Below are 12771 nucleotides of genomic sequence, written 5' to 3'. Positions count from 1 at the left end.
ATAGTGACATTTACCGTAGGGTAAACGGCAAAAGCCATAAATTAACCATAATGAGTGTAGGATGATCTCTTATGTTCCGCTTTAAAAAACTAATAACGTGCTGTGCTCCACTTTTACTTATCGGTCTTAATGGTTGCAGTAACACTGGCACTCTGCCCGAAGCAACTACCCGACCTTCACTAACTACCAATGTTAACGATTACCAATATTTAATTGGCCCAGGTGATTCCCTAACTATTTTTGTATGGAGAAATCCAGAGGTTTCTGGCAATTTTATTGTTCGACCGGACGGAAAAGTGACCACTTCTCTAGTGGAAGATATTGATGTAGCTGGTAGAACGCCAACAATGCTTGCCAGGGAAATAGAAGAACAGCTTTCTACCTACATAAACAACCCGAGAGTGACGGTAAGTGTGAACAATTTCACAGGCCCTTTGAGTGAACAGGTTCGCGTGATTGGTGAAGCCACAAATCCGAGTGCGGTAAGTTACTCCGAGCACATGACGTTACTGGATTTAATGATAGCCGTAGGTGGTTTAACGGAATTTGCAGACGGCAATAACGCGAAACTGGTTCGAGTAATCGCCGGAAAACAAAAAACGTTCGAAATAAACATTGACGATTTGATTAGAGATGGTGATATCTCAAAAAATGTCGATATGCTACCTGGTGATATTGTAATTATTCCAGAAGCTTGGTTCTAGTTGTAAAGCAGTAAACGGAACAAATAATAAAATGCAGGACTTACAACAAACGCTAATCCAAATTCTTGATTACATTAAAGGGGTTTGGATTAAAAAGCGTTACGTGATTATTTTTTCATGGCTTATCTGCCCTATTGGCTTTTTATACGTTGCCAGCCTTCCCGATGTCTACTCTTCAAAAGCCCAAGTATTCGTGGATACTCGATCGGTGTTGCAACCATTACTTCGCGGGTTAGCGATTCAAACAAATCCCGACCAAGAAATTCAGATGATGGCTAAAACATTGCTCAGTAGAAGTAATGTCGAGAAAATTGCCAGAGAAAGCGACCTAGACATTACTACTACTACAGAAAACGAATTTGAATCTCTTGTAACTTCATTAACAAAGGACATCAAATTATCTTCAACTGGAAGAGATAACATCTACAACATTTCATTTTCGAATGAAGCTCCTGCTGTGGCGCAAAGAGTAGTTCAGGAAACTTTAGATCTGTTTGTAGAAGGTGCGCTTGGAAACAACAGAAAAGATACGGATACCGCGGGACGCTTTTTAGATGAGCAGATTGCCGAGTATGAATCTCGCCTTAGTGAAGCGGAACAAAGGTTAGCCAATTTTAAACGTCAGTATAATGACATTTTACCACTTGCAGGCTCTTACTATTCCAGCTTACAGAACTTGAATGACGAGCTTGAAGCTACCCGCTTACAAATAAGACAAACCCAACAACAAGCAGAAACGCTTAAAAAGCAAATTAGTAGTGCAAAGCAAAATGATAGTTTTGGAGTAACCAACCAAGATGAACCGGTGCTCCGAACCCGTTATGATGAGCGTATCAAAGCGCTAGAAGAAGAGCTCGACCGATTAAGCCTTCGCTTTACAGATTTACACCCCGATGTTATTGAAACAAAAGCGCTCTTAGATAGCTTAGAAAAGTCTCGTGACCAAGAAATTAAAGCGTTTCTAAGTGCTGATGGCGACGGGCAGAATCAACCGCTTTCTGAATTAAATCGAGAGATAAAACTCGAAGCTAGTCGCCTAGAGAGTCAAATTGCTTCACTTCAGGTAAAAGAAACCGATTTACTACGTAAGATCTCTGAACTAGAAAGCAAAGTAGACTTAATTCCTCAAATTGAAGCAGAATCATCTTCGCTCAACCGAGAGTATGGTGTTACAAAGCAAAAATACGAAGAGTTACTCTCTCGTAGAGAGTCAGCTGATCTTTCAAGAAGAGCTGATGTGTCTGCAGAAGACCTTCAATTTCGAATTATAGAGCCGCCGCTTCTTCCCAAGCGACCTTCAGGTCCAAACAGGCTTATTTTTTACACCGCCGTGTTAGTTATAGGTTTTGGTTCAGGCATTGCAATTGCATTTCTCATAAGTCAACTTAATCCTATCTTGATTAGACCTAAGCAGTTACTCAATGTGTCAGATTACCCTATTTGGGGTACTGTAACCCACTTGAACATTGAGCAAATAAATAAAACAAACAGAAACCGACTCTTAGTGTTTCTGCTTTCCAGTGGTACTATTTTGGCAATGTACGGTGCCTTGGTCGCCGCTGAAATTATGAATATAGATTTATTTGGAGGGCTTCTTTAATGAAAAATACAATTGAGAAAGCACTTCAAAAACAAAAAGAAGCGAAAGCAGCAAGTCAAAATAATTCGTCTACGGAAAAGCTTGAAGACGCTAATCATTCAAACTTGCCTGAAGAGTCGAAGGTATCAATTGACAAACCTGCACCCGCGGAGCTTCCTGCTGAAACCGTGATCGCTGATGAAAAGGAATTTATCAATAAGAAATCTCCACTCGACGAATTTGTTATTGATTTTGCCCGCCTCGATAAGAATGGGCATATTTCGCTTAACGGTGAGAGAAAACAAATTAATGAAGAGTACCGAGAAATAAAGCGTAAGCTTTTAGCAAATGCTTTTGGTTCATTAGCGAAAACCCTTCACAACCCGAACATTATTATGGTTACCAGTAGTCGCCCTTCTGAAGGGAAGACATTCACTGCAACCAACCTGGCAATGAGTATCGCATCAGAGCAGGATAAAACCGTACTGCTAGTGGATGCTGATGTACTTAAGCCTAACGTATTAAATACTTTAGGGTTAGAGCGTCGTATAGGGCTGATGGAATACTTGACCGGGGACGTTGACGATATTTCAGATGTGCTGTACCCAACCAACATCGATAAGCTGAAAATTATTCCTGCAGGAAAGTCGCACCATTTATCTACCGAATTGCTAGCAAGTCAAAAAATGCATGACACTGTGAATGAATTTGCTAACAGATACCCAGATCGAATAGTTATTTTTGATACGCCTCCTCTCATTGGTATAAACGAGAGTGCTATTCTCGCTAATTTTGCAGGACAAGCGGTTGTTGTCGTTGAAGAGGGCAAAGCAAAAATAGGCGATATTAAAATGTCTGTGGAGCGATTGAACCCAGAAATGGCCATAGGATTTGTAGTGAACAAGTCTGTACATAACGACACCGATGGAAGCGGATATTATGGGTATTATTACTCAGAGCGCAGCGAATAGGCGCGATACAATGCGTAAAAGTAGAATAATAAAGCCGACACTTGTTGCCGCAGCCGTTGCAACAAGTCTACCGGCTTTTGCAAAGCTTAACGTTAATGCTATTGCCACAGCTGAAACAATCTATCAAAGTGTCGATACTGAGGAAAATGGCAACCGTTCACTTACCACAGTAACTGTGGCGCCTAAAGTAAACGCTACTTATCAAACAAGAACATTTCAAGGGTTATGGTCTGGTACCTACACCCATCTTGAGCGCGATAACGACGATGCGAGCCAGCGCCAAGATTACGCAGAGTACAGCTATTCAGCGCAATGGGTACCTTTTGAAAATCTACTGTCCTTTCAAGCGGCTGGGGCTTTGAATTACCAAAACACTAATTCAGCAAACTTTTTAGTGAGTGATTTTATTGTAAACTCTGACAGTTTGGCGAAAACTCGCTCGAATCGACTATCTTCTACGCTTACACTAGATCAAGGCGACTGGGTAAGGGGGCAAGGCACAGCCTCATACTCAGATACAGCATCGGAGCGCTCATTAACTAACAGCAATGCTCTGGATAATGACAGTTATCAACTCTCAGGTACTTTACTCAACGGCGATGAAGCCAAGTATTTCATCTGGTCAGTTACAGGTACTTATCAGAATACTGAGAGAGGTCAAGCAAGTGCAGGCGACTTTGAATCGAGAACCGGTGACGGTTATATTGATACTCGAATTTATGGCAACTGGGCCATTCGTTTAACTGCAAGGCACGAAGCCAACCAGATCTCTGACAGAAATGACACGGGTAGTTTAGTCAGAGAGTTTAATTCATATGGCGCGGGCTTGACCTATCGACAAGCTGAAAATCGTTATGTCTCAATTACGACAAATAAAAGTGATTCCGATATAGAGGATGACGACGGTGAAACATTCGTAGGTGTTGATATGCAATGGGCTTTGAGTACCCGTACTCGCATTGCGGCTACATACGGGCGTCGTTTTTATGGTGAATCGGCATCAGCGAATATTAGCTACAATTCCAAATACTTACGAACCTCGTTCAGCTATTCGGAAGACGTTACAAACACTTCTCGCTTGTTAGCTGATCCAGAGAACTTAGGCGTATTTGTTTGCCCAGCTTCATCGACATCCATTGCTGACTGTTTTCAGCCCAATAGCTTAAGTTATACACCCTCCGCGGGAGAGCAATTGGTGCAGCTTACTTCTCAAAATCTAGAGTTTGACGACAACATCATTCTGCGAAAAAGTGCAAATTTTCAAGCAGGTTATGACTTTTCTAGAATTACCCTCGCTTTTTCTTGGCGATATGCCGAAGATGATTACTTAGACGAAGATAGACTAAGACGCACCTACTCATTCGGTACAAACGTAGCCTATAAAATTGGTAGCTATACCAACATAACTAGCAGTATTAACTACGCCAATATCACGGGTCAGGGTTCAGAAGACGTATTTAGAGGCGAAAGCGACAACTGGAATGCATCCATAGGTTTAGAAAGAGAGTTCGGTCGCCGGTTAAAAGCAAGTATTGATGCTAGGTACCTTAAACAAGAGGGAGATTTGAACGCTGGGGGACAGTTTGGTAACAACTATACCGACAGACGCTTAAGCGCCTCTATTACCTACACCTATGACTAATTCACTGAATTTTTTCAATATACTGGCTGTAGTTTGTAGGCAGTGCAAGTCACCTAAACTCCAAAAAAAGCGCCCGATTTTACGTTAGTAAAAAGGCGCTTTTTTTGTTTATCAAATGATGGTGGCTACAAAGAAAGTATCACTCTTTCTTATCATCACTCTTAAGTCTGACATACGTTTTGAACTTCTTTTTCATAAGCTTATCAACGTATTGCGTCATTTTCACTTTTTGTGAAATGGCGTCATCTAAGGCATCAACTAATTCAGCTAACATATCCAAGTAGTATTTGGTGTCGCGAATGACATTGCCTTTAGGTGTCATGATAGTTTGGCTTTCAGGGTGGTCAGCAAAGCCCATATGCTCCGTCACTTCTGCGCCTGTTTTATCTGGCTCGAACATCTCGGCTTTTACTTCTTCAATTACTTCATTTACCGCGTCCGCGTCGAAGTTCTCTAGTTCCTCTAAAAAGCCATAAAGCATTACCCTATCCATTAGGGTATTAATTTTACGAGGAATACCGCGAGAGAACATATGAATTCGTTCGAACGCCTCTTCACTGAATAACTGTGAGCCATTCCATCCCGCGTGGTGCAATCGGTACTCAATGTATTCTTTGCACTCTTCCAATGAAAGCGGAGCGAGATGGCAAGACGCCACAATACGTTGCCTAAATTGCTCCATATTCGGTGCGCGTAGAATAGGCTGCAGTTCTTCTTGCCCCAGCAAAAAGCTTTGAATCAACGGTTTGCCGTTCAGCTGAAAGTTACTCAGCATTCTTAATTCTTCAATGGTCTCTAACGGCAGATTTTGCGCTTCATCAACCAATAGTAAGGCGCGGCGACCCGCTTTGTTTAGATCGTATAAGAAAATTTCAAGCGCTTTTAAAATATCGGCTTTTGAGCGACCTTCCGTGGGGATATCAAATTTAGACGCGACCATTTTTACCAGTTCGTCTGGCGACAGCTTTGGCGTAACTATTTGAGCTGCCGCAATGTCGTCTTCAATTTCTTCAAGCAAGCTGTTTGCTACGGTAGTTTTCCCGGTTCCAATTCCGCCGGTAATAACAATGAACCCTTCAGCTTGAGAAAGTCCATACTGTAGATAAGACATGGCGCGTTTGTGCCATTTACTTGCGAAGAAAAATTCTGGATCTGGGGTTAACTGAAACGGTTTCGAGTTAAGTCCATAATAACTTTCGTACATGCAATTTACCGTTTTTCCATTAAAAATGTGCGTTCGAAAACATGAGTGCGAACACGTGAATTCGAAACAGCGCGCTTATTCTCGTATATATGGTAACCAACATCGCGCGATTATCGAAGTATTATATTTACGCCGAGTCTTTAGGGCTGGTTGATCTATGTTGTACAGCAAAGGTCAACAAGCACTAGTTAATTCTGCTAACATAAAGCTACGAGAAATTTCTATACATTGAATTACATTGGCACAAAGTATACCAGCCAACGCAGGCAATACCCACCAGGGAAGTACAAAAGCTACGTGGTATCTCTACTTAGTTGAAAATAAGCTTGGCCAACTCTACACAGGAATTACCACTAACCCCAAGCGCCGCATAGCGCAACACCGAGGAGAGTTAAAAGGGGGCGCCAAGGCCTTAAAAGGTAAGGCACCACTGACCTTTAAAGCCATATTCGAAATGACTGACAAGTCACATGCCTCAAAGCTTGAATATAAGGTAAAGAGAATGAGCCGCCCTCAAAAAAACGGGATTATTCGTAAAGGGCAACTCAATGAGCTAATGTGTATGAAAACCCAATTTGAAGATTAAGACATTGGGTTGCGTTAGGTTCGTTATCCAGAAAAGAGTATTCCCCTACCCGCCTAAAACACCATTAATGATCATGGCGTTTCCTATGCTAAGGGTAAACCCAAGTGCAGCTACACCAACGTTATGCTGTTGATCGACTTCCTGCCGGAAATTCATGCCAAATAAAATAATTTTTTTGCTCGCTAGTACCAAAATATGAAGTGCGATTGCTAAGCCAACACTAACAATCAGCCAACCTGTTATATTGCTCACGTAGCCTGATGGGTTATAAATGAGTAAATTCTTCGCTGCCGACACAATCATAGCAGTTCCAAGTAAATTACCAGTGTGCTCGATAGCGAGTGCTAACTGCCCCTTCTCTAGCGCTCCTTGAAATGAGTCGTTTTGATTATCTCTTGCATATCTAAACTCTAAAATACGCGTCATAACAAGCAACATGGTCAGAACTACGGTAAAACCGGTCACAATAGCAATGATTGCGTTCATGTCGCTGCCATCAACCCACACCATAATATTGCGTAAAACAATTGCGCTTGCCACCAAACTAGCCGCATCAACCAACGCCACACTCACACTCCTTTCGGCAATCATCGCGTGAGTATCAACTTTATTAAGTACTAGTTTATCGTGAGCGAAGCGTCCGAACTTCACCAATATAATGCCCACAATGCCGAAAGTTACCATTCCAATCGCCGCTTCTTTATAACCCACGCCAATATGACGGCCAACAACCGAGCTCAATACTATGCACAACGACAGCATGCCTCCCGCAATGCTTATCCCAAATGCGAAGTTATCTTTAACACCTAGTTCTTCTGTTACCGAGTATTTCCTAAATGCGCCTGTCAGCCACTTCATAATCATTAGCAGTACTAACGCAATTGCGACATCCATAGCGAGATATATCAGCAGTTCTTGCGTTAGAGGTACTAGTTTTACTAAGGCTTCCACGTTATCTTTACTCCTTGAACACACAAAGTTCTTCTGATTAGTTTTTGATGTAGTTTCGAAAAATCAGTGATGGCTAATTGAATAGCGTTCATCTAATACAAACTTGTACAACGATGACATCGAACTTGTTCAGATTTATTTTAGTTAGGGCTAAATGACCTGTAGATCACACCCTGGGTTAGCAGGCACTTAACCACATTGAATGCAGAGCTGCACGTTAGCGCACTTAGCAGACCTTGTTTTGAGTACTTGCAATGGCAATTGTGAGTATTCAACCGTAAAACACGAGCGATATCTCATAAGACGCGAGCATTATGCCAACAGACAACGAAAATAGCATGACAAACGTAGAACTTGCCGAAAAATTTTGGCAGCAGTTGTTAACAGCGCCAGCAATTAGCGAAAGTGAAAAAGCCGTAATTGAGGCTCATTGTGAAACACTAATGCTCTCCTTCACGCGTTCCTCCTTCTTGGCTGAGACATTGATTCAAAACCCTTCATTTGTTTCTCGCATCGTTGAGCCTTATCAATCACCTGAGAAAAGTGAAACGCTTCAATCTCTTAGCAATACCATGTCATCTGACTATCTCGCAAACCTAGAAAATGAATTGCACACCGTCGCTAGCGAAGATGACTTACTGCAAGTGTTGAGGAAATTTAGAAATAAAGAGATGGCGCGGATTACTTTCCTCGACGTATTGAACAAGCAACCCATCGAAATATCACTTATGCAGGTTTCAGCATTAGCTGATGTACTTATTAACGGTGCGTACCACTGGCTTTATCAACATTTAGCTGCGCGCTATGGAAAACCACAAAGCCATAACCAAGACATGCACATGTATACCTTAGGTATGGGGAAATTAGGAGGAAAGGAACTCAACTTTTCTTCTGATATCGATTTAATTTTTACGTACCCAGAAAAAGGCGAAACCCAAGGTGGTCGAAAAAGCGTAGAGCATCAGCAGTTTTTTACCAAACTCGCGCAAAAACTTATTCAAGCATTGAACAAAGTGACTAATGACGGTCAAGTCTATCGCGTCGACATGCGTTTACGCCCCTTCGGCGATTCAGGCCCCCTTGTGATGCATTTCGCGGCACTTGAAGATTATTATCAAGACCAAGGTCGACACTGGGAGCGCTTTGCCATGGTAAAAGCGCGGGTGATTAACGATGATAATTCGCAAGATGTGAAATGGTTAAAGAGCATTTTGCACCCGTTTACCTTCCGTCGTTACTTAGACTTCACCACATTAGATGCCCTTCGTAACATGAAAAAGCTGATCGCCACAGAAATACGCAGACGCAGACTGAGTAACAATATAAAACTCGGCGCAGGTGGCATTCGTGAAGTGGAGTTTTTTGCCCAAAGTTTTCAGCTGATTCACGGAGGACGAGAGCCAGCATTACAAAGTAAGTCATTACTTCGCACGTTAGACGCATTAACTGAACTCGATATAGTCGAACGCGACGTGACGCAACAGCTAAAAAGTGACTATTTATTCTTAAGAAAAGTAGAGCACACGCTTCAACAAGCTCAAGATCGCCAGACCCAGACTCTTCCTGAGTTACCTTGGCAACAAGCTGCGCTTATTGAAGTCATGGGTTTTGATTCTTACAGTGAATTTTTAGTGCATTTAGATACTGTAATGGCGCGTATTCATGCCCATTTCAACGAGTTAGTAGAAGAGTCTCATGATACGCACTCAGAAGAAGACCAGCTTTTCACTGCCTGCCAAGATGCGTGGCGTCTTGCATTGCAAGAGGATGAGTTTACTGAAACCTTTGGCGAATACCTGTCTGCTAGCGATATTAAAGGCATATATTCTATTCTTGTCGCCTTTAAGGATAAGCAACGCAATTATCGCATAGGCCAAAAAGGTGAAGACACGTTAAATAAATTGCTTCCCGAAATCTTGTATGTGCTCATCAACCAACATCCAAACTACATCCCTCAGGTACTCGACCGTTTACTCGGTGTTATAGAAGCGATTACAGGCCGAACCACTTACCTTGACTTACTACTTGAAAATCCGGATGTATTAAAACAGTTAGTAAGGCTATGTGAACGAAGCGACTGGATTGCTCAAGAAATTAAGCGCTTCCCATTACTATTAGACGAATTACTCACGCCGTTATACCTCGGTCAGCAAAATACCGATATCCGTACCAGCAAGCAGGAATATCAGCTGGAACTGCGTGAAATCATGCTTCGTATTGAACAAGACGATGTTGAAATGCTTATGGATGGATGGAGGCAGTTCAAACTTTGCCAACAGCTTCGCATAGCCGCCAGCGACATCAGTGAATCACTACCTATAAACAACGTGAGCGATAAGCTTACGGTGCTAGCTGAAGTGATATTGGAGAACGTAGTAGATGCTGCCTGGATGCAAATGCACCAGCGCTATGGCGTTCCAGCACACCTAGAGGGAACTGACAAAGGATTTGCAGTGATCGGCTATGGAAAACTAGGCGGGTATGAATTAGGTTACGGCTCAGACTTAGATTTAGTGTTTTTGCACAATGCCCCTCGCGGCATAAGTACAGACGGTAAGAAATCTATTGAAGCGCAACAGTTTTACATTAAGTTGGCGCAGCGCATCATGCATCTTCTCAATACGAAGACGTTGTTTGGACAATTATACGAAACCGACTTGCGTCTACGCCCTTCTGGCAATGCGGGATTGTTATGTTGCCATATCGATGGTTTCGAAAAATACCAGACGGAAGAAGCATGGACTTGGGAACATCAAGCGCTGGTTCGTGCAAGAGCCATTTGCGGAGACCCACGCCTTTTGAATGACTTCACGCAGGTAAGAAATTCTATACTAACTCGCTCTAGAAACGCTAAAACGTTGGCTGACGATGTGTGCAAAATGCGTTTAAAAATGCGGGAGCACTTGCTTTCAAAGGACAACGACAAGGTAGACTTAAAGCAGTGTGTAGGTGGTATTACCGATATTGAGTTCATGGCTCAATACCTTGTACTCGCTAATGCAAAGTCACAGGCTGCCATGACAGAATATCCTGACAATCTTCGCATTTTTGACGCCGCAGCCAAGACCAACATTATTGATGTCGCCACTGCGCACAAACTGCAAAAGGCGTATTTAAAGTTGCGAGAGCAATACCACCATTTAACGTTAGCAGATACCAAGTACGCAGATCAGAGCGAAGAACTAGATGCCATACGAGAACAAGTAACCATTCACTGGAATGCGCTATTTGGCACGTGTAGCGGCTAGGCGATGAAGCTTAACCTCTAACCAAACGACAGTTGGTGGTGAGAAATTCTGTTTCTTGGGCAGTCACCACCAGCGAGCGTTGCTCTGCACATAAATATGCTTTTACTTGCCCTTCAAAACTACTGTCTATGGCACTGGCAATTTTAGCAAGCGATCCTGCAACCGTGTTGTCCAATTGAAACTGGTGCTTAATAACAAAGTCTTGCTCCAGGTTCCATATCACCTGCATGCCTTCAGCTTGAGCATATTGCGAAATAGCTTCGCGCAGTGTGTTCCCTTCCTGGAACGTGCGGTATTTATGTTCGCCGGTCCAATTCTTTTCAACCGGACGGGTTTGGCTAGACATTTGTGCAAGCTTGTTGTCTAAATTAGGATCAACGCCCGCAATATCCAGTACAAAATCTCCCTGCTCATCTTCTGCTGGGTCAGTAGCAGACATACGGAAGTCTCGATAGAACTCACTTAACCCACGTGATACAGACTTTTCTTCCGCTTGCCCTTGAGGAACAGGCTCTTGGTCCTGTGTTTGAAGCATGTAAATGAGTACGCCAGCAATGATCACAAGCACTGCTGCTATGCCAATTTGCTTTGCCCAAAACGATGAACTTGAATAACTTGTCTGTCCCATACCTTACCAATGTGTAGCCACTTTTAATCGAAAATCAGCTTATGCTATGTGTATGAACTTAAGCATAATTCTTCTATTTTAGTCTACCTTCGAACGGAAAGCCTATTATTCTATTTATCTAATTTTCATCGCTAGGTGTTTATTCATACACAGCTATAGTGATTTATACAGCGATTCAGAGTTACCTTCCGGTCTGGTTTTAAATCGCTTGTGCATCCACAAATAGCTTTCTGGCTGTTCTTTAACCGCAGCGTCTACATGTTGATTCAATAATGTTAGTGCTTCAGCGTCTTCCATAACCCCTAACTGAGAAAGCGGTGGATAGATTTTAATTTTGTAACCGCGTTTGGTGTATTGCGACGTGATGATCATTGGCTCAGAGTGACTGCGTCGAATAAACATCAGCGTTGCTGTAGTTGTCGCGGTATCTTTCACCCCACCGAATGGCACAAAGATACTTTGTTTCGGGCCATAATCCTGGTCGGGCAAATACAAACAAAGTTCTTTATCGTCAAGTGCAGCAAGTAAGGCTTTTGCGTTGCGTTTATCAATCATGTATTTGTTCGAGCGGTTTCGCCCATGATACTGAAGGTAATCAACGAGAGGGTTGTTGTGTTTGCGATAAAACGCGATGCTTGGACGGAAGAAGCCAATACCTCTACAGGCAAATTCCAGATTCATATTGTGAAGTGCCATACCAAAGACACCTTTGCCATTTGCAAGGGCCGCTTCAACATGCTCAGTGCCTTCAATCTCAATAGCTCGTTTTACGCGCCAGCTAGGCCACCACCACCCCATAGCAGTTTCAAATAGTGCCATGCCTGTACGCCGCACATTTTCTTTGTAAAGCGCCTCTACTTCACTGGCGGAAAGTGTAGGGTTCCAGAGCGTCAAGTTACGCTTTGCGACTTTTGCCCGTTTAGGAACAATTAATGCGATAAGTTTACCGGTACCGCCACCGATAGCGCGTATCACGGGTAAAGGCAACCATGTAATTGTATAAAGAACGAAAACACCTAACCATACAGGCCAAAACTTAGGGCCTAAAAATGCTAGTTTAAATTTAGGAGCTTTAATTGCCGCCGCCAATGTCTGTATCCTTTGAAACGAAGTGGGCGGCATTGTAGCAGAAGGTTTTTGGTGGGGCTAATTGAGACAGACAGCCCACAGTGCTCTTGCGATTAATAGAAGCACTTAAGCAGAGAGAGCCCATACTTGCTTTCTCTGCTTAAGAAATATATTGCTTGTTAGCAATACA

General features: G+C 42.7%; 10 protein-coding genes. 6 read left to right on the top strand and 4 right to left on the bottom strand.

Translation table 11 applies throughout. The annotated features are described in order from the left end of the window. Positions 1–71 precede the first annotated feature (71 nt). Genes QME20_RS05845 through QME20_RS05830 form a run of 4 tightly spaced genes read left to right on the top strand, consistent with a single transcriptional unit; the run spans position 72 to position 4896 of the window. Positions 72–704: an XrtA/PEP-CTERM system exopolysaccharide export protein gene (locus tag QME20_RS05845; protein ID WP_014977096.1), complete on the top strand. Its 633-nt coding sequence runs from the start codon at positions 72–74 to the stop codon at positions 702–704. A gap of 31 nt (positions 705–735) precedes the next feature. Further along, the gene (locus tag QME20_RS05840) at positions 736–2304 is read left to right on the top strand and encodes an XrtA system polysaccharide chain length determinant (protein WP_014977097.1); all 1569 of its coding nucleotides are present in this window, start codon (positions 736–738) and stop codon (positions 2302–2304) included. Continuing rightward, positions 2304–3254: an XrtA-associated tyrosine autokinase gene (locus QME20_RS05835; RefSeq protein ID WP_281715615.1), complete on the top strand. Its 951-nt coding sequence runs from the start codon at positions 2304–2306 to the stop codon at positions 3252–3254. The genes QME20_RS05840 and QME20_RS05835 overlap by 1 nt, the downstream gene beginning before the upstream one ends. Before the next feature lie 10 nt (positions 3255–3264). After that, on the top strand, positions 3265–4896 hold the full coding sequence (locus QME20_RS05830) for a TIGR03016 family PEP-CTERM system-associated outer membrane protein (RefSeq protein ID WP_281715614.1): 1632 nt from the start codon (positions 3265–3267) through the stop codon (positions 4894–4896). A gap of 139 nt (positions 4897–5035) precedes the next feature. Here the strand turns inward: QME20_RS05830 and QME20_RS05825 are convergent, their stop codons facing one another. Then, positions 5036–6100 carry an XrtA/PEP-CTERM system-associated ATPase gene (locus QME20_RS05825; protein ID WP_049587179.1) on the bottom strand — a complete coding sequence of 355 codons (1065 nt, stop codon included), beginning with the start codon at positions 6098–6100 and terminating at the stop codon, positions 5036–5038. 238 nt (positions 6101–6338) lie between these two features. On the opposite strand from QME20_RS05825, the gene QME20_RS05820 reads away from it, so the two are divergent. Further along, on the top strand, positions 6339–6686 hold the full coding sequence (locus QME20_RS05820) for a GIY-YIG nuclease family protein (protein WP_281715613.1): 348 nt from the start codon (positions 6339–6341) through the stop codon (positions 6684–6686). A gap of 45 nt (positions 6687–6731) precedes the next feature. Here the strand turns inward: QME20_RS05820 and QME20_RS05815 are convergent, their stop codons facing one another. Beyond that, positions 6732–7637, bottom strand: coding sequence for a DUF350 domain-containing protein (locus QME20_RS05815; RefSeq protein ID WP_014950251.1), 906 nt, complete (start codon positions 7635–7637; stop codon positions 6732–6734). Between the two features lie 314 nt (positions 7638–7951). Between QME20_RS05815 and glnE the strand changes: the two genes are divergently transcribed. Beyond that, complete coding sequence (glnE, locus tag QME20_RS05810) at positions 7952–10885, top strand: bifunctional [glutamate--ammonia ligase]-adenylyl-L-tyrosine phosphorylase/[glutamate--ammonia-ligase] adenylyltransferase (protein WP_281715612.1); 2934 nt, start codon at positions 7952–7954, stop codon at positions 10883–10885. 10 nt (positions 10886–10895) lie between these two features. On the opposite strand, the gene QME20_RS05805 is transcribed toward glnE, so the two are convergent. Together QME20_RS05805 and lpxL are read right to left on the bottom strand one after the other, a co-directional pair. After that, positions 10896–11513 (bottom strand): TcpQ domain-containing protein, encoded by a 618-nt coding sequence (locus QME20_RS05805; protein WP_049587172.1) that lies wholly within the window; start codon positions 11511–11513, stop codon positions 10896–10898. A 153-nt stretch (positions 11514–11666) separates the two neighbouring features. Next, a complete protein-coding gene (gene lpxL, locus QME20_RS05800; protein ID WP_278346159.1) occupies positions 11667–12602 on the bottom strand; it encodes an LpxL/LpxP family Kdo(2)-lipid IV(A) lauroyl/palmitoleoyl acyltransferase in 936 nt (311 codons plus the stop codon). Positions 12603–12771 lie beyond the last annotated feature (169 nt).

This window comes from Alteromonas sp. CyTr2, assembly GCF_947311905.1.
In the GTDB taxonomy this organism is placed as follows: domain Bacteria; phylum Pseudomonadota; class Gammaproteobacteria; order Enterobacterales; family Alteromonadaceae; genus Alteromonas; species Alteromonas macleodii.
Note: the sequence above shows the minus strand (reverse complement) of the source record. Positions and strands in the feature narration are given on the sequence as shown.

What these genes read in the sequence shown, in the direction of transcription:
- QME20_RS05835 (WP_281715615.1), top strand. Translation starts at nt 2,304, where the DNA reads ATGAAAAATACAATTGAGAAAGCACTTCAAAAACAAAAAGAAGCGAAA.
- QME20_RS05825 (WP_049587179.1), bottom strand. Translation starts at nt 6,100, where the DNA reads ATGTACGAAAGTTATTATGGACTTAACTCGAAACCGTTTCAGTTAACC.
- QME20_RS05805 (WP_049587172.1), bottom strand. Translation starts at nt 11,513, where the DNA reads ATGGGACAGACAAGTTATTCAAGTTCATCGTTTTGGGCAAAGCAAATT.
- QME20_RS05830 (WP_281715614.1), top strand. Translation starts at nt 3,265, where the DNA reads ATGCGTAAAAGTAGAATAATAAAGCCGACACTTGTTGCCGCAGCCGTT.
- QME20_RS05845 (WP_014977096.1), top strand. Translation starts at nt 72, where the DNA reads ATGTTCCGCTTTAAAAAACTAATAACGTGCTGTGCTCCACTTTTACTT.
- glnE (WP_281715612.1), top strand. Translation starts at nt 7,952, where the DNA reads ATGCCAACAGACAACGAAAATAGCATGACAAACGTAGAACTTGCCGAA.
- QME20_RS05840 (WP_014977097.1), top strand. Translation starts at nt 736, where the DNA reads ATGCAGGACTTACAACAAACGCTAATCCAAATTCTTGATTACATTAAA.